The sequence below is a fragment of the Rathayibacter sp. VKM Ac-2835 genome (assembly GCF_013266705.1).
In the GTDB taxonomy this organism is placed as follows: Bacteria; Actinomycetota; Actinomycetes; order Actinomycetales; family Microbacteriaceae; genus Rathayibacter.
Genome location: NZ_JABSNQ010000001.1, coordinates 151,419 through 176,154, shown reverse-complemented (window position 1 = coordinate 176,154; position 24,736 = coordinate 151,419). Strand labels below are relative to the sequence as shown.

Genomic DNA, 24,736 nt, shown 5'->3' with positions numbered 1-24,736 from the left:
CCGGATCCGAGGATCAGACGGGCCGTCGCAGCGCGGTCGGCGCCTGCTCAGCTCTCGCTGACGTGGGCGAAGAGGAACCAGCGGTCCTTCTCGAGACCGCGGCCGATCTCGATCGCGACGTCCTGGCTGCTCGCGTCGATGTCGGCGAGCTCGGCGATCGCGGTGTTGACCGTGGTGATCGCGACGTCCATCAGGCCGATGACCTCGACGATGGCGTTCTCGGAGCGCTGGAAGCCCGGGGTGAGCGGGGCGGTCTGCGTCGCCGAGGCGACGGTCTGGATGCGGGCGTCGACGGGGAGGCCGAGGGCGACGACGCGCTCGGCGGCCAGGTCGGCCCACTCGATGGCGTGGCCGACGACGACGTCGAGCAGCTCGTGCACGCCGATGAAGTTGGCGCCGCGCACGTGCCAGTGCGCCTGCTTGCTGTTGACGGCCAGGGCGGTCATCTCGACGACGACCGGGCTGAGGAACTGAGCGACTCCGGATGCGACATCCGGGTTCGACGAGGTGAGCGACGTGACGGATGCAGTGGACATCGTCTGTTCCTTTCGAGAGGGGGTGACTGATCGTCAACACTACGCCGCAGCCCAGTGTTCGCAAGGAAGTGCAGGCTCGGCTAAGGCGGGCGAAGGCGAGCCTGGCCTGTGCTGGCGGAGCGTCCCGACGGCCGCCGGGGCCGGTTCGGGCAGTCGTCCCGGGCAGCCGTTCCGGGGGTCAGCCCCCGCCTCGCGCGCACGGGCCGCCGGTACCCTCGAGAGGATGCCCGCCGCTCGCGCGGGCCGGGGGAGGAGACGCGCGTGCCCGCAGCGCCGACCGCCCTCGGAGAAGCCTCCGCCGCCTACCTCCGGCTCTGGCGCGATCTGCCGCGCGAGGCGCTTTCGCTCCTGCTCGCCGTGCCGCTGGCGCTGATCGGAGCGCTCGCGACCGGCCTCGCCCTCGCCCTGGGGCTCGGCCTGATCGGCGTGCTGATCGGCGCGGTCTTCCTCCCGCTGGCGCTGCACACCGCCCGCGGCTTCGGCCGCGCGTCTCGCGCGCTCGACGTGCTCGCCGGCCGTCCGCGGATCGACGAGCCGCAGTGGCGCCGGCCGTCCGGCTCCGTCGCCCCCGCCACCTTCGCGCTCTACGGGCCGGTCGTGGACGGGCACTACTGGCTCGCGCTGCTGCACACGCTCGTGGTCGCGCCGCTGCTCGCGCTCGTCTTCGCCGGCGTCCTCGGCCTCTGGAGCTGGGCGGGCTCCGACTCGCTGACGGCGCTGATCAGCGGCGACTCCTCGTCGGTCGTCCGGCTCGTCTCCGGGCAGTCGAGCGCGGTGCTCGGCGTCCCCGGTCCTCCCGCTGTCCTCCTGGTCCTCGCCGATGTCGCTCTGGTCGTCGTGCTCGTCTCGACGCTGCCGTTCGTCACCCGCGGCCTCACGCTCGGCCGCTTCCTCGTGGATCGGCTCCTGCTCGGGCCCTGGGGCTCGGAGGCGCTGCAGCGCGAGGTCGCGGAGCTCAGCGTCTCCCGCGGCGCGGCCGTCGCCGCCGAGGACCGTGCGCTGCGCCGGCTCGAGCGCGACATCCACGACGGTCCGCAGCAGCGCCTGATCCGGGTGCAGATGGACCTCGGATCCGCTCTCAACCGGGTGCGCTCCGATCCCGACTCGGCGGCGGCACTGATCGACGAGGCGCGCGAGCACGTCCGCTCGGCGCTCGACGAGCTGCGCGCGCTCTCCCGGGGAGTCGCGCCGCCGATCCTGCAGGACCGGGGCTTTACCGCTGCGGTGCACTCGCTCGCCGCGATGAGCCCGGTGCCGGTCGAGGTGCTGGTCGAGCATCCGGTGGCGGAGGTGCCGCCCGAGGTCGAGCGCAGCGTCTACTTCGTCGTCGCCGAGCTGCTAGCGAACGCATCGAAGCACGCGTCGGCGCGGTCGATCCGCGTGCACCTGGACGTGCGCGGCGTCGGCGGCGCGGGTGAGCGCTGGCTCGACGTCTGGGTCGTCGACGACGGAGTGGGCGGCGCCTCGCCCCGGCCCGGGCACGGCCTGGAGGGAGTCGCCGGGCGGGTGAGCGGGCTGCGCGGGCTGTTCACCGTCGATTCGCCCCCGGGCGGCCCGACCACGGTGGGCGTGCACGTGCCGTTCCTGCCCGCACCGCCGCCCGCCCTATCCTGAGGGCGTGCCGCCCGCCTCACCGATCCGCGTCGCCCTCGCCGAGGACTCCGTCCTCCTCCGCGAGGGCCTGGTCCGACTGTTCGAGGACGCCGGGTTCGCCGTCGTCGGCGCGCACGGCGATGCCGAGGGACTGCTCGCGGCCGTCGCCGCGGAGCCGACCTCGGTCGACGTGGCCGTGCTCGACGTGCGGATGCCGCCGACCTTCCGCGACGAGGGCGTGCGCGCGGCCCTCGATCTGCGCCGCCTGCATCCGCGGATCGCGGTGCTCCTGCTCAGCCAGTACGTCGAGGTGACCTACGCGCACGAGCTGCTCGGCTCGGGCGAGGGCGGCATGGGCTACCTCCTCAAGGACCGCGTCGCCTCGGTGGAGGAGCTGCGCGACGCCGTCGAGCGCGTCGCCGCGGGCGGGACGGTGCTCGATCCGCAGGTCGTCGCCTCGCTGCTCCAGCGCAACCGCGACCCGCTGGCCCTCCTGACCCCGCGCGAGCGCGAGGTGCTCGAGGCGATGGCCGAGGGGCGCACCAACGCCGGCATCGCCGCCGCGCTCTTCATCGGCGTCGGCGCGGTCGAGAAGAACGTCACCTCGATCTTCCAGAAGCTCGGGCTCGAGGACTCCGGCTCGGACCACCGCCGCGTCCTCGCCGTCCTGACGTGGCTCCGCTCGGCGCGTTGAGCCGCTGCGAGCCCCGCTCGCGCGCCCTGCCGACCGGATAGCCGAGCGCCCGCCTCCCTTGCTGGTCGAATCCGCCCCACGGTGGTGAGGGCCTCCCCTGCTGGTCGAGCAGCCCCGCAGGGGCGTATCGAGACCCACCGTCGTCCGCAGGGCGGGTCTGCAGGCTCGTCCTTCCGACGCGGGTGGATCTCGATGCGACCGCTGCGCGGGCTTCTCGATCAGCATCGGCTCGCCCACGCGGACGAGGCCGTCCTCGCGGGCTCAGTTCAGGGCCGTGCGCTCCGTGTCGTAGAGCGCCTTGACCTGGTCGGCGGTCAGCGCCCTGTCCCAGACCCGGATCTTCGCGAACGTGCCCTTCGCGTAGTTGCCGGGACCCGAGGTCAGCTCGACCGCGCCGACCGTGAAGTCTCCGGCGTTGGGGTTGAGCCCCTCGGTGAAGAGGTACGGGTTCTTCGCGTAGGTCGCGCCCTTGTTGTCGACGAAACGGGGGTAGGCGACGGAGGTGCCGTCGAGGTACGAGACCGCGTAGGTGCCGTCGTAGGTGCCGACGTGCAGCTGCCAGGTGTTCCGGGTGAACTTCTCACCCGAGGCCGAGTAGTCACGGGAATAGGGGTAGCCGGGGGTGGGCCCGCCCGTGCGCGAGACGTGGAAGTTCGATCGCTCGTCACCCCCGTAGAGGCCGAGATCGTAGAACAGTCCGTAGGAGCGGCCCGCCCGCTCGCCGTGCTCGTTCCAAGCGCCGGCCACGTACCCCGTGCTGTCGTCGGTCATGTAGACCCAGCTCGCCACGGTGACCGCGTTGCCCGTCGCGCCGATGGTCAGGCGTCCGGCGGACTCGAGCGGCACGCGGAGGAAGCTCGTCCCGGTCATCGTGATGCCAGAGCCCCAGGGAGTCGTCGCCGTCGTCGCCTTCGTCTTTCCCGCCTGCATCAGCGGCAGGTCGTTCGAGGTGGAGTAGTAGGGCGCCGCGGGCTGGGTGAAGTCCCACTGCGCGAGCGGGGCCGGCACACCCGGAGCCGTGGGGGGAGTGGTCGGCGTCGCAGTGGGGGTCGCCGTCGGCGTCGGCGTCGGCGTGGCGGTGGGAGTGGGCGTGGCGGTAGGAGTGGGCGTGACCGTCGGGGTCGTCGTGGGCGTGGCGGTCGGCGTCGGGGTGGCCGTCGGCGGCGTCGTCGGTGCCGTCGCCGAGACGGTGAGCGCGATCGAGCCGCTGCTGCCGATGTTGCCGGCGGCGTCGCGGGCCTTGGCGATGATCACGTGCGAGGTCGCGGTGAGGCTCGAGGTGGTGAGCGACCACTCGCCGGAGGCCTGCTGCACGGCGTTCCCGACCCGGGTGGAGCCGGACCAGAACGACACGGCCGTGACGCCGACGGCGTCCGACGCGGTGGCGACGAGCGTCACGGTCCGCGGGACGGTGCTCCCGGTGGCGGGCGAGGTGATCCGCGCGGTCGGCTTTGTCGTGTCGGGCTTCGGGGTGCCGGAGGCGGTCGGCGTGGCGCCGGGGGTCGGCGCGGTCGTCGGGCTCGCCGTCGGCGAGGCGGTGGCCGTCGCGGTCGGCACGGGGGTCTGCGTGGGGGAGGGGCTCGCCGTCGGAGTCGGTGTCGCGCCCGAGTTCTGCACGGTGACGCGGGTGGCGGCGCTGTTGCCGATGTTGCCGGCGGCGTCCTTGCCCTTGGCGACGAAGACGTGCGAGCCCTCGGCCAGCGTCCGCGTGTCGAGCGGCAGGGTCCAGACACCGGCCTGCACGGTCGCGTAGCCCATGCGGCGGGTGCCCTCCCAGAACGAGAGCTGCGTGGTCCCGACCGCGTCCGTCGCGATCGCCGTCAGGGAGATCGTCCCCGCGACCGTCGATCCGCTCGTCGGCGCCGTGATCGTGACCACCGGCTTCACCGTGTCGGCAGCGGCGCTCGCGGCACTGCCCGGGGCGGTCGCCACCATCGGCACCAGGAGGAGGGCCGCGAGAGCCCCCATGATCGATGCCCGTGCGGTTCGTCGTCGCATTGCCGTCCCCTTGGTCCGTCGCCGCGGAAATCCCCCCGTAGCCCGGAAAGCCTAAGCCGTGCTCCCTCCGCGGCGCGTGCCCCGGACGGGGACACGTCGCGCCCGGGACCCGACGACCGGCCAGGATCCGCACTCCTGCCGTGCGCCGCCGCCCTGCGACACTGGGATCCGGCGTCCGTCGCGTCCGCCGAGGAGGAGGACCGATCGCCGTGGCACGAGGAGCGCACCCGGACGCCCGACTGATCGCGCTGCCGGGAGGATCGCCGGTCGTCGCCGACTCGGCCTGGGTCGCCCCGGGCGCCACCCTCGTCGGAGCGGTCGAGCTCGAGGAGGAGTCGAGCGTCTGGTACGGCGCGGTCCTCCGCGCGGAGAGGGCGCGCATCCGGATCGGCCGCGGCAGCAATCTGCAGGACGGCGTGATCGTGCACGTCGACGAGGGCTTCGACGCGACGCTCGGGTCGGGCGTCTCGGTCGGCCACAACGCCGTCCTGCACGGCTGCACCCTCGAGTCCGACGTGCTCGTCGGGATGAACGCGACCGTTCTGAACGGCGCGGTGATCGGCTCCGGGTCGCTCGTCGCCGCGGGCGCCGTCGTCCTCGAGGGCACGGTCGTGCCGCCCGGCTCCCTCGTCGCCGGCGTGCCGGCGAAGGTCCGCCGGGAGCTGTCCGAGCAGGAGCGCGACGGGATCCGCGGGAACGCCGCGTCGTATCTCGTCCTGGCCGATCTGCATCGGGGAGCGGCCACCGCCGGCGGAACGGCCTGAGGCGGTCAGGGAGCGCCAGGGGACCGAACGGCGCCAGAAGTTCCGGAGCCGGCGGGGCCGTTCTCTATCGTTCGGGGACAGGTTCCGCCGACGCTCTCCGGTGCGCGGTCGCCGCCCTCGGATCGACGGCTCTCACGTCGATCGGACACCTCCGCCTCCGTCCCCGACCACTCTTCTCGAGGAGAACCGTGTCCCAGCACCGACCCCGCCGTTCGCCCCTGATCGCCCTCGCTCTCGCCGCGGCGGTCCTCGCCGGAGGGGCGGTCGCCCCGGCCGCGTCCGCTGCGGCGCCGCCCGACCTGTCCGTCGTCGCCTTCGGCGACTCGATCACCCGAGCCGCGGCGACCTGCGGCACGGAGGACGACTGCCCGGTCAACTCCTGGGCGACCGGTTCCGCGCCCGAGGTCCGCTCCATCGCGACCCGCCTCCAGGAGGTGGACCCGCAGCGCACGGTCACGACCGACAACCGCGCGAAGTCCGGCAGCCGGATCGCCGAGGTCTCGGCGGCGGTCACCGCGGCACAGGCGGCGGGAGCGGCCCCGAACGTGGTCACTCTCCTCATCGGCGGGAACGACCTCTGCAGTCCGGAGGTCCCGGCCGGGCCCGACGGCTACGCGATGACGACCGCCGCGGACTTCTCCGCCTCGGCGTCGACGCTGCTCGGGCAGATCAGCTCGACGTGGCCCCGGGCGACCGTGCTCCTCGGGTCGATGCCGGACATCGCGTCGGAGTGGCAGGCCGTCCAGGGGACACCCGGGAAGCTCTTCTGGGGGCTGTTCAGCGTCTGCCGGACCACTCGCGGCGCCAAGGCCGACAACCACGTCCAGAAGGGGGCGGCCTACGAGGCGGCGGTGGCCGCCGCCGCGGAGCGCACGCAGCAGTACAACGACGCCCTCGTCGCGGCGTGCTCCGCAGCGGGACCCCGCTGCGTCTGGGACGGCGGCGCTCTCACGCGGACGCCCGTCACGAAGGACGTCCTCTCGACCGTCGACTACTTCCACCCGAACGTCGCCGGCCAGGCGCTGGTCGCGAGCGTCCTGTGGGGCCCGGCGGCGGTCCCCGGCTGGGCGGTTTCACAGCCCTCGGCTCCTCCGGTCCCTGCGGACATCCCGACCCTGGATGAGATCGGCACCGCCGATTCGAGCTACGGAACTCCCGACCACTCGAGGACGCGGGTCGGCATGCCCGAGAACGTGACCGAGAGGGTGAAGCTCGGCCGCCCGGCCGGAGCGCAGCCGTCCGAGGGAACCGGGTCTCCGGCGGAGATCCCGCAGCCCGTGAGCGTCGGCCGCTAGCGCCGAGGCGGCGCGATCGTCATCGGATCACGCCAGATGATCAGGAACGGACAGGGGCCCAGGAAGCGCCAGTTGATCGGTTCGCGCCACAAGGTGGCGGGAGGTGGAGGGCCGGAATTACCGTTCCCCACTAGGTTCCGCCGACCTCGTCGCGAGCCGTCCTGCGGCCACCCGGCCGACGGAGCCGAAGGCCGATCGGTCTCGCTCCGCCCTCCTTCATCACCGCCTTCGAGAAGAGCCATGTCCGTCCGTTCCCGCCTGTCCACCCTCGCCCTCGCAGCTCTGCTCCTCGCCGGAGGAGCGGCCGCCGCCCCGTCCGCCGTCGCCGCGAAGGCCCCCGCGCTCTCGGTCGCCTCGTTCGGCGACTCGATCACCCGCGCCGCCACCACCTGCGGGGGCCGGGGAGACTGCCCCGTCAACTCCTGGGCCACCGGGTCCGCTCCCGCCGTCCACTCCGTCGCGACCCGCCTTCAGGAGCTGAACCCGGGTCGTCGCGTCACGGCGACGAACTACGCGAAGTCGGGCAGCAGGGTCGCGGGAGTCGCCTCGGCGGTCTCCGCCGCGGCGGCCGCTGGGGCCCGGCCCGACGTCGTGACGCTGCTCATCGGCGGCAACGATCTCTGCCACCCCGATCTCCGCGCTGCCGCCGACGGCTACGCGATGACGCCCGCCGACGCGTTCGCCGCGTCCGCGACGAGTGCGCTGCACCGGATCAGGTCCGCCTGGCCGGAGGCGACCGTCCTCGTCGGGTCGGTCCCGGACGTGGCGTCCGAGTGGGCTGCGGTGCAGACCGGCGCGGGTGCGAGGACCTGGCCGTCGGCCAAGCTGTGCCGGACGACGCGAGGAGCCCTCGCCGACGACGTCGTCCAGACCGGTGACGCCTTCACCTCGACGGTGGCGGCCGCGGCCGAGCGCACCCGTCAGTACGACGACGCCCTCGCCTCGGCGTGTGCCGCCCTGGGTCCGCACTGCGTCTGGGACGGCGGCGCCCTCAGTCGCACGGAGACCCGCCCGGAGATCGTCTCGAGCGTCGACTTCTTCCACCCGAACGTCCAGGGCCAGGCCCTGATCGCGCGGGTGCTCTGGGGTCCGGACGCGATACCCGCCTGGGCGGCGCAGCTCACGTCGAGGGCCTCTGCTCCGACCAGCACCTCTGCTCCGACCAGCACCTCTGCTCCGACCAGCACCCCTCTTCCGACGAGCTCTCCTGCTCCGACGGCGGCTCCTGCTCCCAGCGGCACTCGCCGAGCGGCGAAGACGGTGACTCCCGCACGACCCGCCACCCCCGCGCCCGCGGCCTCACGCACGCCGGCGCCCCGTCCGGCCCCCGAGTCGTCCGGTCGAGCGCTGGTCGGCGCGAAGGACTCGACCGCCCCGGCGGTGCGGATCACGAGCCCGATCACCGGAAGCACCGTCACCGGGAACGCCGTGCTGACGGCGGTCTCGGACGCCGACACCGCCTCGCTCGTGTTCTCGAGCGGTGGCCGCCGGATCGGCGCGGCGAAGCAGGCCTCGAGCGGTGACTGGTCGCTGACGGTCTCGACGAGAGGCTTCCCGAAGGGCGAGCACGACCTCGTGGCCATCGCGACGGACCGCTCGGGCGACACAGGGACGAGCGCCCCGGTCACCGTCACGATCCGCTGACCCGGCCGGACACCTCCGCGCGGGGGAGCGAGGCCTTGCCGCGCGGACGCCGCCGCGCCATGCTCGTCTCAGCTCCCCTCGTCCCACCCCGCTCAGCGGCGGATCACACCCGGCTCGCCGTGCCGTGCGACCTCCCCTCGACGCTCCACGAAGGCACCGCCATGCGCGCGCGTCCGAACCGCCACCCGCTCCGCTTCGCCGTCGCCCTGGCGGCCGCGATGCTCGTGCTCGCGAGCGCGGCCGTCCCGGTCGCCGCGGCCGAGCGCGCCACGATCTCGGTCCTCGCGCTCGGCGACTCCATCAGCCAGGGGAGAGCCAGCTGCACGACCAAGGCCGACTGCCCGGTCAACTCCTGGTCGACCGGTTCGGCGCCCGCGGTCCGCTCCATCGCCACCCGGTTGCAGGAGATCGCTCCGGGCAGCGTCGTCAGCACGGCCAACTACGCGAAGTCCGGGAGCAGGATCCGTGCCGTCGCTGCCATGGTGACCACCGCGGCGGCGGCGGGAGCGTCGCCCGACGTCGTGACCCTGATGATCGGCGGCAACGACCTCTGCCACGGCGACCTCTACCCGGCGGCCGACGGCTACACGATGACGACGGCGGCGGCGTTCTCGACGTCCGCCTCCAGTCTGCTGCAGCAGATCGGCAGTACCTGGCCCACCGCGACGATCCTGCTCGGCTCGGTTGCGGACGTGGCCTCGGAGTGGGCGGGACTGCGCGGGGGACCGGCGGAGCCCGTCTGGGTCGCCGGCAAGCTGTGCCGGACGACCCGCGGTGTGACCGACACGGGCGTGCCCTTGACCGGCGAGGCGCGGCCCGCCTCGGCGGTCGCCGCGGCCCTGCGCACCGAGCAGTACGACCGCGCGCTGGCCTCGGCCTGCGCCGCGGTCGGTCCGCGCTGCGTGTGGGACGGCGGCGCCTTCACCGCGACGCCGCTCACCCCCGACATCGTGTCGACCGTGGACTGGTTCCATCCGAACGCGCGCGGTCAGGCGCTGATCGCCGACGTGCTCTGGGGCCCGGAGCGAGTGCCGGCCTGGGCAGCGCGCTTCGCCGCGCCGCCGTCCCCGCCGCTTCCGTCCGTGACGCCGGCACCGACTCTCGAGCCGACGGCGACTCCGACTCCGGCTCCGGAGCCGACGGGTACCCCACTGCCGACGGACACTCCGGTTCCGGCGGGCGGTCCCCTTCCGACGGTCACGCCCACGGCGACCGCACCCGCGGAGCCCGAGCCCACCGCCGCCCCGACAGCGCAACCGACCTCCGCGCCCAGCTCGCCCGCGACACCTGCGCCCACTCCGTCCGCGACGCCGACGGCGGACACTCCGGCACCGACTCCGATTCCGACTGCGGCGCCGACGCCGATCCCGACTCCGAGCCCGACCTCGACCCCGACTCCGACGCCTACGCCGTCCGCGATGCCGACGGCGACGCGCACGCCGACGGCGACCCCGACCCCGACGCGCACGCCGACCCCGACCCGCACTCCCTCCGCGACACCGACGCCGACTCCGGTCCGCGACACGACCGCCCCCGTCGCGCGCATCACTAGCCCGGCCGCCGGCAGCACGGTCGTCGGAACGGTCACGCTGGTCGCGGTCTCCGACCCCGACACCGCCTCGCTCGTCTTCTGGTCCGGCACGACCCGCATCGGAGCCGGGAAGCAGGCCGCTGACGGCAGCTGGGCGCTCACGGTCTCGACGGGCGGATTCGCGAAGGGATCGCACCCGGTCACCGCGAAGCCGGTCGATCGCGCGGGCAACATCTCGACGAGCGCGGCCATCACCGTCACCGTCCGCTGACCAGGGGCGGCGCACCGAAGGATTCGACTTGTGCCGCGCCTCACCTATGGGGGGAGCAGCCCGGTCGTGAGGCGGCATCGAGCTGCGGTGGTGTCGGCCAGGCTCGGATCAGCCGGCCCCGCCGGAGAGGTCCGGCTCCCGCAGCGGTCCTTCATCGGGCGGGATCCGGCCGTTCCCCTCCCCGTCCCCCCGGTCGCCCGGTCGACTGAGCCCGCGCCCCCGCGGTGCTCCCTCGCCGCGGCGCCACGTCGTCCCACGAGAGCAGAGTCATGCCTCCGCGCCCGGCCCGCCGTTCCCCCCTGTCCGTCCTCCTTCTCCTCCTCGCGCTCCTCGCCGGCGGTGCCGCCGTCCCCGCCGCAGCCGCCGAGTCCGCGTCCACCCTCTCGGTCGTCTCCTTCGGCGACTCCATTACCCGCGGGGCCTCGAGCTGCGGCACACGAGCCGACTGCCCGGTCAACTCCTGGTCGACCGGGAGCGCGAGCGCGGTCCGCTCGATCGCCACCCGGCTCCAGGAGGTGAACCCGGGCAGCGTCGTCACGACGGCGAACTACGCCAAGTCGGGCAGCCGGATCAACACCGTGCCGGCGACCGTGACCGCCGCTGCCTCGGCCGGCGCGGACCCCGACGTCGTGACCCTCCTCGTGGGCGGCAACGACCTCTGCCACCCCGACCTCACCGCAGCCGCCGACGGGTACGCCATGACTCCCGCCGCATCCTTCGCCGCGTCGGCGTCGAGCATCCTGCGCCAGATCGGCTCGACCTGGCCCGAGGCGACCGTCCTCGTCGGCTCGATGCCGGACATCGCGTCCGAGTGGGCCGCCCTGCGCGGAGGCCCCGCTGAGGCGGGCTGGCCGGCGAACCGCCTCTGCCGCACGACCCGCGGCGCGACGGCCGACAACGTCGTCCAGACCGGAGACGCCTTCGCGGCGGCGGTCACCGCCGCAGCGCAGCGCACGCAGCAGTTCAACGAGGCGCTCGCCACGGCCTGCGCGGCCGTCGGCCCCCGCTGCATCTGGGACGGCGGCGCCTTCACCGCCGCCGGAGTCTCGCTCGACATCGTCTCGACCGTCGACTACTTCCACCCCAACGTCCGCGGGCAGGCCTTCCTCGCCGGCATCCTCTGGGGCCCCGAGGCGGTGCCCGCCTGGGCCGCCCCCGCGGGCACGCCGACGGCCACGCCGACGCCGACCGCGGCGCCGACGGCGACCGCGACGCCGACGCCGACCGCGGCGCCGACGGCGACCGCGACGCCGACGCCGACCGCGGCGCCGACGCCGACCGCGACGCCCACGGCGACCGCGACGCCGACGCCGACCGCGACGCCCACGCCGACGGCCACGCCCCTCCCGACCGCGACTCCGACTCCGACTGCCACGTCGGCTCCGAGCGCGACTCCGACAGCGACACCGGAGCCAGCCGACTCGCCCGTGCCGACGGCGACCCCCGCGCCGACCGCCGCTCCGAGTCCCACCGCCACGGCGACTCCGGCGCCCACGGCGACTCCGGCGCCCACGGCGACTCCGACGCCCACCCCGGCTCCGACGCGCACGCCGACGCCCACCCCCGCTCGCGACACGACGGCGCCGACCTCGCGGATCACCAGCCCGACCGCGGGCAGCACCGTCGTCGGCACGACCACCCTCGTCGCAGTCGCGGACGCCGACACCGCGTCGCTGGTCTTCTGGACCGGCAGCACGCGCATCGGGACGGCGAAGCAGGCGGCCGACGGCACCTGGAAGCTGACCGTCTCGACCAAGGGCTTCCCCAAGGGCGAGCACCAGGTGGTGGCCAAGGCGACCGACGCGGCAGGCAACACCGGGACGAGCGCCCCGGTCGCCGTCACCGTCCAGTGACCTCCGGCCCCGCCTGCTGATCGAGTAGCCCTCGCAGAGGGCGTATCGAGGTCCACCCTGCTCGGCACGGCGGGTCTCGATACGCCGCTGCGCGGCTGCTCGACCAGCAGGGGGCAGGCGCGCCGAGTCGCCTGCTGATCGAGTAGCCCTCGCAGAGGACGTCTCGAGATCCACCCCTGCTGGGTACGGCGGCCTCGATGTGCCGCTCTGCGGCTGTTCGACCGGCATCGGGGAGAAAAAGAACTGGAGGGGCTGACGAGAATCGAACTCGCATCATCTGTTTGGAAGACAGAGGCTTTACCACTAAGCTACAGCCCCGGAATCGGCGGTGGAGGTGCTCCGCCCCGGGTCGCCCTCTCGAGCGAGGCCCGTCGTCTCGACCGGGCACCAGGACACTGTAGTACAGGACGGGGAGCGGCGGCGACGCCGTCCCGCCCGCGGGTCCCGCGAGCCTGTTCCGGGCGCAGGAGTGCGGTGCAGTACACTTGCGAAGGCCATTTCGGCGTGTCGCGCCAGTGACCGTGCAGGAAGGGCTCGACGAGAGTCCTCATCGGCACGGTGCACAGCCCGCGCAACCGGGGCGTAGCTCAGCTTGGCTAGAGCGCCCGCTTTGGGAGCGGGAGGTCGCAGGTTCGAATCCTGTCGCCCCGACCACGAGTACTCATCGTGACGACATCGACCCGTGACGACCGGTCACACGGCGCCGACACCAACCAGCACAGGAGATCCCCTCACGTGAAGACCACGGTAGAAAAGCTGAGCCCGACCCGCGTCAAGCTCGCGATTTCGGTCACCCCGGACGAGCTCGGCCCCAGCATCACCCACGCGTACGGCCACATCGCCGAGCAGATCAACGTCCCCGGCTTCCGCAAGGGCAAGGTCCCGCCGGCGATCGTCGACCAGCGGGTCGGCAAGGCCGCCGTCCTCGAGCACGCGGTCAACGAGGGGCTCGACGGCTTCTACCGCGAGGCCGTCCGCGAGACCGAGGTGCGCCCCCTGGGCCGCCCGCAGGCCGACATCGTCGCCTGGCCGAGCGACAAGGACTTCACCGGCGACCTCGAGCTCGCCATCGAGGTCGACGTCCGCCCCGAGATCACCGTTCCGGACTACGACGGCCTCGCGCTGACGGTCGATGCGGCCGAGGTGACCGACGCCGATGTCGACGCCGAGCTCGACAAGCTCCGCAGCCGCTTCGGCACGCTCGTCACCGTCGACCGCCCGGCGACGACCGGCGACTTCGCGCAGATCGATCTGATCGCGACCATCGACGGCGTCGAGGTCGACACGGCCAACGCCATCTCCTACGAGCTCGGCTCGGGCGAGCTGATCGAGGGCATCGACGAGGCGCTCGACTCGCTCACCGCGGGGGAGAGCACCACGTTCACCGCTCCGCTGCTCGGCGGCGACCACGCCGGCCAGCAGGCCGAGATCGCCGTGACGCTCACCGCCGTCAAGGAGCGCGAGCTCCCCGACGCCGACGACGACTTCGCGCAGATCGCCAGCGAGTTCGACACCATCGCCGAGCTGCGCGACTCGCTCAAGGAGCAGGCCGCTCAGCAGAAGACCTTCGGCCAGGGCGGCCAGGCGCGCGAGAAGCTCGTCGAGGCCCTGCTCGAGCTCGTCGAGGTCCCCGTCCCCGCCGCGCTCGTCGAGGACGAGGTGCACCGCCACCTCGAGGGCGAGAACCGCCTCGAGGACGCCGAGCACCGCGCCGAGGTCACCGAGGCCAGCGAGAAGACCTTCAAGACCCAGATCCTCCTCGACCACGTCGTCGAGCAGGAGAAGGTCCAGGTCAGCCAGGACGAGCTCACGCAGTACCTGATCCAGGGTGCGGCGCAGTACGGCATGGAGCCGAACGAGTTCATCAAGATCCTGTCCGAGAACAACCAGATCGGCCAGATGGTCGGCGAGGTCGCCCGCAACAAGGCGCTCGCCATCGTCCTGGGCAAGGCGAAGGTCACCGACACGGAGGGCAACGCCGTCGACCTGACCGCTTTCACCGCCGTCCCCGGGGACGACGCGGACGAGACCGCCGCCGACGACGCCGCGACCGACGAGGTGGACGCCCCCGCTGCCGAGGCCGTCGAGGAGGCCGTCGTCGAGGAGGCGCCCGCCGCCGCCGAGGCGCCCGCCGCGGAGGAGGAGGCCGCTCCGGCCCCCAAGAAGAAGCGCGCCCCCGCGAAGAAGAAGGCTCCGGCCGCCGAGGAGACCCCGGCCGCCGAGTAGTCCTCGCCGCAGAACGTCAGGAGCCGCTCCCGGATCGCCGGGGGCGGCTCTCGTCGTCCCGGCCCGGGTCCGGACGCGGGTCCCGCCCGCAGTCCGCCCGGGGCGAACACCGGCCGCTCCGGCTCCGCCCCGGGCGAACACGGCGGAGTCGGCCGGGTGCCGTCCGATAGATTCGCCTCCGAAGCGACAACTGAAACGGAGCGACACATGGCCGAAATGGCGATGCCCAACAGTGTTTTCGACCGCCTTCTCAAGGACCGGATCATCTGGCTCGGTTCTGAGGTGCGCGACGACAACGCGAACGAGATCGCAGCGAAGCTCCTGCTCCTCGCGGCCGAGGACGCCGAGAAGGACATCTTCCTGTACATCAACTCGCCCGGCGGCTCGATCACCGCGGGAATGGCGATCTACGACACGATGCAGTTCGTCCCGAACGACATCGTGACCGTCGGCATCGGCATGGCGGCGTCCATGGGTCAGCTCCTGCTCACCGCGGGGACCCAGGGCAAGCGCTACATCACGCCGAACGCCCGCGTCCTGCTGCACCAGCCGCACGGCGGGTTCGGCGGCACCGCGTCCGACATACAGACCCAGGCGCAGCTCATCCTCGACATGAAGAAGCGCCTCGCCGAGATCACCGCGCAGGCGACCGGCAAGACCGTCGAGCAGGTCAACGAGGACGGCGACCGCGACCGCTGGTTCAGCGCCGAGGAGGCCCTGGCCTACGGCTTCGTCGACCACATCCGCTCCTCGGCGACCGACGTCGCCGGCGGTGGCGGAACCGCCGCCGACAGCTGAGTCCCCCCGACGCGCCGAGAGATCAGGAAGAGACAATGAACACACCCACCTTCGGCGGGACGGCCTTCGGCTCCGGAGCCGCGCCCTCCTCCCGCTACATCCTCCCCACGTTCGAGGAGCGCACGGCCTACGGCTACAAGCGCCAGGACCCCTACGCGAAGCTCTTCGAGGACCGCATCATCTTCCTCGGCGTGCAGGTCGACGACGCGTCCGCGGACGACATCATGGCCCAGCTCCTCGTGCTCGAGAGCCAGGACCCGGACCGCGACATCGTGATGTACATCAACTCGCCCGGTGGCTCCTTCACCGCGATGACGGCGATCTACGACACGATGCAGTACATCCGCCCGCACATCCAGACCGTCGTCCTCGGCCAGGCCGCATCGGCCGCAGCGGTGCTCACCGCGGCGGGCACGCCCGGCAAGCGCCTGGCGCTGCCGAACGCGCGCATCCTGATCCACCAGCCGGCCGTGCAGCAGGGCGGTGGCCAGGCCTCGGACATCGAGATCCAGGCCGCGGAGATCATGCGCATGCGCGAGTGGCTCGAGAAGACGCTGTCCTTCCACTCCAACCGCTCCCCGGAGCAGGTCAAGAAGGACATCGACCGCGACAAGATCCTCGGCGCCGACGACGCGCTCGAGTACGGACTGATCGACCAGATCCTGACCAGCCGCAAGGGCGTTCCCGCCCTCACGGTCTGAGGTCGGGAGACCGGCCGATCGTCGAAGGGCCGGGAGGCGGAGCGATCCGCCTCCCGGCCCTTCCGCGTCCGAGGGCCGATGCGCGCCCTCGAGACGTAGCAAACCGACACGGGCGGGGCAATGGTCCGCCGATCCGGCCCGCCTGCCGAGCCGCCTCGGCTCAGCGGCTAGGCTCGGACCAGAGTTCGGCGGTTCCGCATGACCGCCCTCTGCGAGACGCCCGGGGGCACCGCCGCCCGAAGGCACCGACGCACGACAAGGAAGTGGGGCATCCCCGTGGCACGTATTGGCGAAAGCGCCGATTTGCTGAAGTGCTCGTTCTGCGGCAAGAGCCAGAAGCAGGTCCAGCAGCTCATCGCCGGTCCCGGCGTCTACATCTGCGACGAGTGCGTCGAGCTCTGCAACGAGATCATCGAGGAGCGCCTCTCCGAGTCGAGCGAGGAGACGAGCCACGAGTTCGACCTCCCGAAGCCGAAGGAGATCTACGGCTTCCTCGAGGAGTACGTGATCGGCCAGGAGCAGGCCAAGCGCGCCCTCGCCGTCGCGGTCTACAACCACTACAAGCGCGTGCGGGTGCGCAACACCATCACCGCCGCGGACGCGATCCACGACGAGATCGAGATCGCGAAGAGCAACATCCTGCTGATCGGCCCGACCGGCTGCGGCAAGACCTACCTGGCGCAGACCCTGGCCAAGCGGCTGAACGTGCCGTTCGCCGTCGCCGACGCGACGGCGCTCACCGAGGCGGGCTACGTCGGCGAGGACGTCGAGAACATCCTGCTGAAGCTGATCCAGGCCGCGGACTACGACGTCAAGCGGGCCGAGACCGGCATCATCTACATCGACGAGGTCGACAAGATCGCCCGCAAGGCCGAGAACCCGTCGATCACGCGCGACGTCTCGGGCGAGGGCGTGCAGCAGGCGCTGCTGAAGATCCTCGAGGGCACCGTGGCCTCGGTGCCGCCGCAGGGCGGGCGCAAGCACCCCCACCAGGAGTTCATCCAGATCGACACGACGAACGTGCTGTTCATCGTGGCCGGCGCCTTCGCCGGGCTGGAGGACATCATCTCGTCGCGCGCGGGCAAGCGCGGCATCGGCTTCGGCGCCCCGCTGCACAACAAGCAGGACGAGATCAACATCTTCAGCGAGGTCCTCCCGGAGGACCTGCACAAGTTCGGGCTCATCCCCGAGTTCATCGGCCGCCTCCCGGTCGTCACCACCGTCACCCAGCTCGACCAGGTCGCCCTGATGCAGATCCTGACCGAGCCGCGCAACGCGCTGGTCAAGCAGTACCAGCGGATGTTCGAGATCGACGGGGTCGAGCTCGAGTTCGACCGCGGCGCCCTCGAGGCCATCGCCGATCTCGCGGTGCTGCGGCAGACCGGGGCCCGCGGTCTCCGCGCCATCCTCGAGGAGGTGCTCGGCCCGATCATGTTCGAGGTCCCGTCCTCCGACGAGGTCGCCCGCGTGGTCGTCACCCGGGCCGCCGTGCTCGACAACGCGGCGCCGACCATCGTCCCGCACGCTCCCCGCCGCCAGGAGAAGAGCGCCTGAGTCCCTCTCGCCGGGCCGTCGCGTGACCAGTTCACGCTGATTGGCCCGGCGATCGGCGTCTCGGTGCGGACGCGGTTCCCTACTCTGGCGGAGCGCATCGCCGATGCGTCCGCCGGCCCCAGCGCCCGGGCGGGTCAGCGACCGGAGGCACCGCCATCGTCCAGCCGCTCCTCGCCGGGATCGTCGCCGCTCTCACCGGCTTCTCCAGCTCCTTCGCCATCGTTCTCGCGGGCGTCGTCGCCGTCGGCGCGACCGACGTGCAGGCCGCCTCCGGTCTTCTCGCGGTCTGCGTGCTGCAGGGTGTGCTCTGCATCGCCCTGAGCGTGCGCTACCGGGTGCCGATGACGTTCGCCTGGAGCACCCCGGGCGCCGCGCTGCTCGCCGCCACCGCGACCCTGCCCGGCGGCTTCGACCGCGCGGTCGGCGCCTTCCTCGTCGCCTCCGCGCTGATCGTCGTGACCGGGCTCTGGCCGGCGCTCGGCAGGCTCGTGGCGCGGATCCCGCGGCCCCTCGCGAACGCGATGCTCGCCGGCATCCTCTTCCCGCTCGTCCTGGCGCCCGTGCGGGCCGCGGTCGAGATCCCGCTGCTCGCGCTGCCCGTCATCGCGCTCTGGCTGATCCTGCTCCGTCTCCTGCCGCGCTGGGCGGTGCCGGCGGCGATCGCGCTCGCGATCGTGCTGCTGCTCGTCACCGACGGCGCCGCCCTCGCGGGGGCGCCGCTGCTGCCGGTGCCGGTGCTCGTCGCCCCGGTCTTCGAGATCGGCGCGATGGTCGGCATCGGCCTGCCGCTCTACGTCGTGACGATGGCGGGGCAGAACATCCCCGGCATCGCGGTGCTGTCGAGCTTCGGGTTCGAGGCGCACTCGCGGCCGGCGATCGTCTCCAGCGGTCTCGCCTCGGGCGTCTCCGCGGTGTTCGGGGGAGTCCCGGTCAACTACGCGGCACTCAGCGCGGCTCTCACCGCGGGGCCGGAGGCGTCGCCGCAGCCGGAGCGCCGCTGGATCGCGTCGGTCTCGGCGGGGGCGTCCTACCTGGTGCTCGGCACGGTCGCCGGAGCGGCCGCCGCCCTGGTCTCCTCGGCCAGTCCGCTGCTGATCGAGGCCGTCGCCGGGCTCGCGCTGCTCGGCGTCTTCGTCTCATCGGTGCAGGCCGCCGTCGAGGACGCGCGACTGCGCCTCCCCGCGGCGGCGACCCTGCTCGTCACGGCGTCCGGCATCGCGGTCGCGGGGATCGGCTCCGCGTTCTGGGGACTCGTGGTGGGGCTGGTCGTGCTCACCTGGCTGCAGCCGCGCCGGGACGCCCGCCACTCCTGACCCGGGGGAGGTGCGGGAGCAGCCGTCGGCTCAGGCGAGTCCGCGGCGCCGGAGAAGCGGTTCGGTGCGCGCATCCCGCCCGCGGAACTCGCGGTAGGCGACGAGCGGATCTCGCGAGCCGCCGATCTCGAGGATCTGCCGGCGGAACCGCTCGCCGGCCGCGCGGTCGAGTCCGCCGTTCTCCTCGAACCACTCGACCGTGTCGGCGTCGAGGATCTCGCTCCAGATGTAGGAGTAGTAGCCCGCGGAGTAGCCGCCCGAGAAGACGTGCTTGAAGAACGTGCTGCGGTAGCGCGGCGGGATCGCGGGGATCAGCAGTCCGGCGGCGTCCAGCGCGTGCGCCTCGAACTCGCCGACGTCGACCCGCGGGGCCCCCGCCGGCGTCTCGTGCCAGGCGAGGTCGAGCAGCGCGGCGGCGAGGTACTCCGTGGTCCCGAAGCCCTCGCCCCAGAGCGCGGCAGCCTCGAGCTGCTCGACCACCGCAGGCGGCAGGGACTCACCGGTCTCGACGTGCCGGGCGTAGGCGGGCAGCAGCTCCGGGTGCCGGATCCACATCTCGTTGACCTGGCTGGGGAACTCGACGAAGTCGCGGAACACGCTCGTCCCGCCGAAGCGCGGGTAGCGCGTGGTCGCGAAGAGGCCGTGCAGCGCGTGCCCGAACTCGTGGAAGAGGGTCTCGACCTCGTCGACGCTCAGCAGTGCCGGCTCGCCGTCCCCGGGCGCCGAGATGTTCAGCGTGTTCACGACGACGGCGGAGTCGCCGAGCAGCGTCGTCCGGGTGCGGAGGGAGTTCATCCAGGCCCCGCCGCGCTTGGAGTCGCGCGTGAACGGGTCGAAGAGGAAGAGGCCGAGCGGCGCGCCGTCCTCCTCGACGACCTCGAAGACCCGGACGTGCGCGCTGTGCCCGATCAGGTCGGGCCGCTCCGCGAACCGGACACCGTAGAGCCCGGTGGCGGCGGCGAAGACGCCCTCGCGCAGGACGCGCTCGAGCTCGAAGTACGGGCGGAGCGCGCTGGAGTCGACGGCGTAGCGGGCAGTGCGGACCCGCTCCTCGTAGTAGGCGCGGTCCCAGGCCTCGAGCGTGAAGCGCGGCCGACCCGCGGCGTCCTGCTCGGCGTCGGCCTGCTGCTGCATCTGCTCGAGCTCGGCGCCGGCGTTGTGGGCGGCGGGGATCGCGAGCTCCTCGAGGAGGGCGCGGACGCGCTCCGGAGTGCCGGCCGTCTGGCCCGAGATCACGTACTCCGCGTGCGAGGAGTACCCCAGGAGTGCGGAGCGCTCGGCGCGCAGGGCGACGATCTCGAGCAGGAGCTCCCGGTTGTCGTGCGGTCCGCCCTCCTCGGCGCGGCCGAGCGAGGCGCGCAGGATCCGCTCGCGGACGGAGCGCTCGCGCAGGCGCGCGAGCCACGGGTGCCCGGAGTAGAGGGGGAGCGTGACGAGGTAGCCGTCGGCACCGCGATCCGCGGCGGCGCGGGCGGCGGCGGAGATCTCGGACGCGTCGAGCCCGTCGAGCTCCTCGGCGCGGTCGAGCAGCACGGCCCGGTCGTTGGTGTCCGCGAGGAGGTTCTTGTCGAATCGCGTGGTGAGGCTCGAGAGCTGCTCGTTGAGCGCGCTGAGGCGCGACTTGCCCGCGTCGTCGAGGAGTGCGCCGGCGCGCTCGAAGCGCAGGAGGACGCGTTCCAGCAGGTAGGCGGTCTCGTCGTCGAGGTCGAGGTCGGCCGCCCCGTCCGCGAGCGAGCGGACGCGCGCGTACAGGCGCGGATCGAGGGTGATCGCGTCGTCGTGCGCGGAGAGGAGCGGAGCGAGCTCCTCCTCCACAGCGTCGGTCAGCGGCGTGCGGTCGGAGGCGCCCACGGTGAAGAAGACCGCGCTGACCCGGCGCAGCTCCCGGCCGGAGCGCTCGAGCGCCACGAGGGTGTTCTCGACCGTCGGCTCGTCCGGTGAGGAGGCGATCGCCTCGATCTCGGCCCGGTGGCGCCGCAGTGCCTCGTCGAAGGCCGCGCGGTACGCCTCCGGATCGACCGCGGCGAAGTCGGGCAGCCCGTGCGGCAGCCCGCTCGGCTCGAGGAGGACGGCGACGGCGGTGGGAGTGCTCATCCAGCGAGCCTAGGGGCGCCGATGCTGCGGGCGGGGTCCGCAGTCCGGCCCTCCTGGTGAAGGCCGGCCTCGATGCGCCGCTGCGCGGCTACTCGACCAGCATGAGGGGAGCACGCTGATCGAGTGACCCGCGCAGCGGCCCGCTCATGGTGATCGAGTAGCCCCGCAGGGGCGTATCGAGATCCACCCGCATCAGGACCTGCGGAGCGGGTCAGCCCCAGTCCTCGTCCTCGCCCTCGACGCGGCCCTGCGGCTGGGTGATGTAGGCGGCGTCCTCGTCCGGGCGGTAGGTGATGGTGGTGCCGTCGTCGAGCTCGAGCACCGGCTTGCCCTCGAGCCAGGTCAGCGTCCAGCGCCAGGCGGAGCTGTCCGTGCCGGCGGAGGCGAGCTCGCCCTCTACGTCGCGGACGGCGGTGACGACGATCTCGGGCAGGGTGGACGGCGTGTCTCCGCCGACCGGCCAGCGCGTTCCGAGCTGCATGGTGCGTTCCTCTCGAGAGAAGGGAGGGGAGCGGGCCGCGGCCCGCTCCCCGGGTGATCAGGCGGTCGGCTCGGTCTCGAGCTCGATCTGCACGGACAGCGCATCGCCCTCGGCGAAGTCGAGCGCGGCGATCCGGCCGACGGCCGCGAGGTCGCCCGCGGCGAGCCGCAGGGACGCCACCAGCTCGGCCGGCGCGGTGACGACGGCGGAGCGGGCGGGCGTCTTCTGCGAGGCCTTCGCGTCGGTCTTCGCCCGGCGGATCGCGGTGAGCACGGTGCTGGCGGCGGTCAGCACGGCCGGGTCACCGCCGAGCGCGGCCTGCTCCGGCCAGGGCTGCAGGTGCACCGAGCCGTCGTGCGACCAGGACCAGGTCTCCTCGACCGCGAACGGGATGAACGGCGCGAACAGCCGCTGCAGCACGTCCAGCGCGCGGTGCAGGGCGGCGGCCGCGGAGGCGCCGTCCTCGCCGTAGGCGCGCTCCTTCACCAGCTCCAGGTAGTCGTCGCAGAACGTCCAGAAGAACGCCTCGGTGGTCTCGAGCGCGCGGGCGTGGTCGTAGTTCTCCAGCGCGGTCGTGGCGTCCGCCACCACGCCGTCGAGAGCGGCGAGCATGCTCAGGTCGAGCGGGTCGCTCACCGTCGCGCCCTCCGGCAGCGGGAAGCCGTGGATGAACTTCGCCGCGTTGAGCACCTTGATCGCCAGACGCCGGCCGATCTTGATCTGCGTCGGGTTCTGCGGGTCGAACGCGGCGTCCGTGCCCAGGCGCGAGGAGGCGGCCCAGTAGCGCACCGCGTCCGAGCCGTGCTGCTCGAGCATTCCGGCCGGCGTGACGACGTTGCCCTTCGACTTCGACATCTTCTTGCGGTCGGGGTCGACGATGAAGCCGGAGACCGTCGCGGTGCTCCACGGCGCGCGGCCGTCCTCGAGCTGCGAGCGCAGCAGGGTCGAGAAGAGCCAGGTGCGGATGATGTCCTGACCCTGGGGGCGGAGGTCGTAGGGCGCCACGAGCTGCCAGAGCTCGTCGTCGCGCTCCCAGCCGCCGGCGAGCTGCGGCGTCAGCGACGAGGTCGCCCAGGTGTCCATCACGTCGAGCTCGCCCTGGAAGCCGCCGGCCGTGCCGCGCTGGTCCTCCGAGTAGCCGGGGGCGGCGTCCGAGGACGGGTCGACGGGCAGCGACGACTCGTCGGGCACGATCGGCGCGTCGAAGACCGGGTTGCCGTCGCCGTCGAGCGGGTACCAGACGGGGATCGGCACGCCGAAGAAGCGCTGGCGCGAGATCAGCCAGTCGCCGGCGAGGCCGTTCACCCAGTTCTCGTAGCGGACGCGCATGAACTCGGGCACGAACCGCACGTCGCGGCCGAGCTCGAGCAGGCGCTCCTTGAGCGCCGCGTCGCGGGCGCCGTTGACGATGTACCACTGCCGGGTCGAGACGATCTCGAGCGGCTTGTCGCCCTTCTCGAAGAACTTCACCGGGTGCACGATCGGGCGGGGCTCGCCGACCATCTCGCCCGACTCGGTGAGCAGCGCGACCACGGTCTGCTTCGCGGAGAACACCGTCTTGCCGGCGAGCTGCGCGTACGCGGCCCGGCCGGCCTCGCTCTCGATGGCGGCGGGCGCCTCGGAGATCAGGCGGCCGTCGAAGCCGATGACCGCGCGATTGGGCAGGTCGAGCTCGCGCCACCAGACGACGTCGGTCAGGTCGCCGAAGGTGCAGATCATCGCGATGCCCGAGCCCTTGTCCTTCTGCGCGAGGTGGTGCGCGAGCACCGGCACCTCGACGTCGAAGAGCGGGGTGCGCACGGTCGTGCCGAAGAGCGCCTGGTAGCGCTCGTCGTCCGGGTGCGCCACGAGGGCGACGCAGGCGGGCAGCAGCTCGGGGCGCGTCGTCTCGATGAAGACGTCCTCCGCGCCGTCGCGGTGGAAGCCGATGCGGTGGTACGCGCCGGGCTGGTCCTTGTCCTCCAGCTCGGCCTGCGCGACCGCGGTGCGGAAGGTGATGTCCCAGAGGGTCGGCGCCTGCGCCTGGTAGGCCTCACCGCGGGCGAGGTTGCGCAGGAACGCGCGCTGGGAGGCGGCCTGCGACTCCTCGCCGATGGTGCGGTAGCTCTGCGTCCAGTCGACCGAGAGGCCGAGGGTGCGCCAGAGGTCCTCGAACTGCTTCTCGTCCTCGACGGTGAGGCGCTCGCACAGCTCGATGAAGTTGCGGCGCGAGATCGGCTTCTGGTCGGCCGCCTTGCTGCTCTTGTTGTCGCCGCCCTCGAACGGCGGCACGAAGTCCGGCGTGTAGGGCAGCGTCGGGTCGCAGCGGACGCCGTAGTAGTTCTGCACCCGGCGCTCGGTGGGCAGGCCGTTGTCGTCCCAGCCCATCGGGTAGAAGACGCTCTTGCCGCGCATGCGCTGGAAGCGCGCGACGACGTCGGTGTGCGTGTAGGAGAAGACGTGCCCGATGTGCAGCGAGCCGGAGGCGGTCGGCGGCGGGGTGTCGATCGAGTAGACGTCGGCGCGGGAGAGCCCGGTGCGATCGAACCGGTAGGTGCCGTCCGTCTGCCAGACGAGGCCCCACTTGCTCTCGAGGCCCTCGAGGGCGGGCTTGGCGGGGAGGCGGTCGGCGACGGTCATGGTTCTCCGGTTCGATATGGGCGGCACCGCGTCGGTGGTGATGATGCCTGGGTGGGGGCTCTCGGAGCGTGTCGCTCACCGGCCGCGACGATCCTACCGCGGGGCCGGGGAGGCGCGGCGGGCGGGCGCGGTCAGCCGACGACGGGCGCGAAACCGCGGCAGACCGGCGTCAGCGCCTCGTCGAGGTAGGGCACCAGCTCGCCCCGTGTCGGCCCTGCGGCCGCCCAGGCCTGCACCGCGGCGACCGCCGCCCCGACGCTCGCGTAGGCGATCGCGTGCGCCACATGGGCCGGCAGCGGACGACCGGCGCGGGCGCGCACGAACTCCGCGACGACCGCCGCCTGCCGCGCGAGCCGCGAGAGCGCCGAGGCCTGCAGCTCGTGCACGCTGCCGATCAGCTCGGTCTGGGTCAGCGCCCAGGGCACGCTGGACGGACCGAAGCCCGCGCCGACCGCGAGCAGCGCGCCGCGCAGGGCGTCCATCGTCGACGCGTCCCGCGACGCGGCCTCGAGCGCCGCCGGGAGCTCGGCGAGCCGGTCGTCGACGAGCACCCAGAAGACGTCGCTCTTCGAGGCGAAGTAGTTGAAGAAGGTGTTGCGCGAGACGCCGGCGCGCTGGGCGATCTGCTCGACCGTCGTCCCCGCGTAGCTCTGCTCGACGAAGAGATCGAGGGCGGCGTCCTCGAGCATCGATCGCGACGACGCGCGCGGCCGCCCGCGACCCGCTCCCGCTGTCCGCGCCATGACCGCCTCCGCCCCTGCCCGGCGACCG

The 24,736-nt window shown here is 72.8% G+C and carries 18 protein-coding genes and 2 tRNA genes; 13 read left to right on the top strand and 7 right to left on the bottom strand.

Annotation, left to right across the window (positions count from 1 at the left end):
* Positions 1-47: 47 nt before the first annotated feature.
* Complete coding sequence (locus HRK28_RS00785) at positions 48-536, bottom strand: Dps family protein (RefSeq protein ID WP_123445793.1); 489 nt, start codon at positions 534-536, stop codon at positions 48-50.
* Positions 537-797: 261 nt separating this feature from the next.
* Between HRK28_RS00785 and HRK28_RS00780 the strand changes: the two genes are divergently transcribed.
* A complete protein-coding gene (locus HRK28_RS00780) occupies positions 798-2,150 on the top strand; it encodes a histidine kinase (protein ID WP_173250103.1) in 1,353 nt (450 codons plus the stop codon).
* 4 nt (positions 2,151-2,154) lie between these two features.
* Entirely contained in the window at positions 2,155-2,823 is a 669-nt protein-coding gene (locus HRK28_RS00775) for a response regulator transcription factor (protein WP_160089079.1), read from the top strand.
* A 261-nt stretch (positions 2,824-3,084) separates the two neighbouring features.
* On the opposite strand, the gene HRK28_RS00770 is transcribed toward HRK28_RS00775, so the two are convergent.
* Positions 3,085-4,821, bottom strand: a complete 1,737-nt coding sequence (locus tag HRK28_RS00770) for an Ig-like domain-containing protein (protein WP_173250102.1) — start codon at positions 4,819-4,821, stop codon at positions 3,085-3,087.
* A 209-nt stretch (positions 4,822-5,030) separates the two neighbouring features.
* Between HRK28_RS00770 and HRK28_RS00765 the strand changes: the two genes are divergently transcribed.
* The 5 genes from HRK28_RS00765 to HRK28_RS00745 all read left to right on the top strand — a co-directional run bounded on the left by HRK28_RS00765 (position 5,031) and on the right by HRK28_RS00745 (position 12,179).
* Entirely contained in the window at positions 5,031-5,585 is a 555-nt protein-coding gene (locus HRK28_RS00765) for a gamma carbonic anhydrase family protein (protein ID WP_173250100.1), read from the top strand.
* Between the two features lie 188 nt (positions 5,586-5,773).
* Complete coding sequence (locus HRK28_RS00760; RefSeq protein WP_173250098.1) at positions 5,774-6,880, top strand: GDSL-type esterase/lipase family protein; 1,107 nt, start codon at positions 5,774-5,776, stop codon at positions 6,878-6,880.
* 240 nt (positions 6,881-7,120) lie between these two features.
* Positions 7,121-8,524: a GDSL-type esterase/lipase family protein gene (locus HRK28_RS20400; RefSeq protein ID WP_173250096.1), complete on the top strand. Its 1,404-nt coding sequence runs from the start codon at positions 7,121-7,123 to the stop codon at positions 8,522-8,524.
* A gap of 161 nt (positions 8,525-8,685) precedes the next feature.
* Entirely contained in the window at positions 8,686-10,326 is a 1,641-nt protein-coding gene (locus HRK28_RS00750) for a GDSL-type esterase/lipase family protein (RefSeq protein ID WP_173250094.1), read from the top strand.
* A 269-nt stretch (positions 10,327-10,595) separates the two neighbouring features.
* On the top strand, positions 10,596-12,179 hold the full coding sequence (locus HRK28_RS00745) for a GDSL-type esterase/lipase family protein (protein ID WP_173250093.1): 1,584 nt from the start codon (positions 10,596-10,598) through the stop codon (positions 12,177-12,179).
* 244 nt (positions 12,180-12,423) lie between these two features.
* Here HRK28_RS00745 and HRK28_RS00740 read toward each other — a convergent pair.
* Positions 12,424-12,497: transfer RNA gene (locus tag HRK28_RS00740), tRNA-Gly, on the bottom strand.
* A gap of 258 nt (positions 12,498-12,755) precedes the next feature.
* On the opposite strand from HRK28_RS00740, the gene HRK28_RS00735 reads away from it, so the two are divergent.
* The 6 genes from HRK28_RS00735 to HRK28_RS00710 all read left to right on the top strand — a co-directional run bounded on the left by HRK28_RS00735 (position 12,756) and on the right by HRK28_RS00710 (position 18,771).
* Positions 12,756-12,833 (top strand) — tRNA-Pro (locus HRK28_RS00735).
* 81 nt (positions 12,834-12,914) lie between these two features.
* Positions 12,915-14,405 (top strand): trigger factor, encoded by a 1,491-nt coding sequence (gene tig, locus HRK28_RS00730; RefSeq protein ID WP_173250091.1) that lies wholly within the window; start codon positions 12,915-12,917, stop codon positions 14,403-14,405.
* Between the two features lie 156 nt (positions 14,406-14,561).
* Positions 14,562-15,203 carry an ATP-dependent Clp protease proteolytic subunit gene (locus HRK28_RS00725; RefSeq protein WP_279630792.1) on the top strand — a complete coding sequence of 214 codons (642 nt, stop codon included), beginning with the start codon at positions 14,562-14,564 and terminating at the stop codon, positions 15,201-15,203.
* Positions 15,204-15,238: 35 nt separating this feature from the next.
* Positions 15,239-15,904 (top strand): ATP-dependent Clp protease proteolytic subunit, encoded by a 666-nt coding sequence (locus tag HRK28_RS00720; protein WP_123445811.1) that lies wholly within the window; start codon positions 15,239-15,241, stop codon positions 15,902-15,904.
* Between the two features lie 276 nt (positions 15,905-16,180).
* Complete coding sequence (gene clpX, locus HRK28_RS00715; protein ID WP_123445812.1) at positions 16,181-17,458, top strand: ATP-dependent Clp protease ATP-binding subunit ClpX; 1,278 nt, start codon at positions 16,181-16,183, stop codon at positions 17,456-17,458.
* Positions 17,459-17,613: 155 nt separating this feature from the next.
* Complete coding sequence (locus tag HRK28_RS00710) at positions 17,614-18,771, top strand: benzoate/H(+) symporter BenE family transporter (protein WP_173250947.1); 1,158 nt, start codon at positions 17,614-17,616, stop codon at positions 18,769-18,771.
* A 30-nt stretch (positions 18,772-18,801) separates the two neighbouring features.
* On the opposite strand, the gene HRK28_RS00705 is transcribed toward HRK28_RS00710, so the two are convergent.
* The 4 genes from HRK28_RS00705 to HRK28_RS00690 form a co-directional block, all read right to left on the bottom strand.
* On the bottom strand, positions 18,802-20,865 hold the full coding sequence (locus HRK28_RS00705) for a M3 family metallopeptidase (RefSeq protein WP_173250089.1): 2,064 nt from the start codon (positions 20,863-20,865) through the stop codon (positions 18,802-18,804).
* Between the two features lie 211 nt (positions 20,866-21,076).
* Positions 21,077-21,346 carry a hypothetical protein gene (locus tag HRK28_RS00700; protein ID WP_160089097.1) on the bottom strand — a complete coding sequence of 90 codons (270 nt, stop codon included), beginning with the start codon at positions 21,344-21,346 and terminating at the stop codon, positions 21,077-21,079.
* Positions 21,347-21,403: 57 nt separating this feature from the next.
* A complete protein-coding gene (valS, locus tag HRK28_RS00695; protein WP_173250087.1) occupies positions 21,404-23,965 on the bottom strand; it encodes a valine--tRNA ligase in 2,562 nt (853 codons plus the stop codon).
* 131 nt (positions 23,966-24,096) lie between these two features.
* Positions 24,097-24,708: a TetR/AcrR family transcriptional regulator gene (locus HRK28_RS00690; RefSeq protein WP_173250085.1), complete on the bottom strand. Its 612-nt coding sequence runs from the start codon at positions 24,706-24,708 to the stop codon at positions 24,097-24,099.
* Positions 24,709-24,736 lie beyond the last annotated feature (28 nt).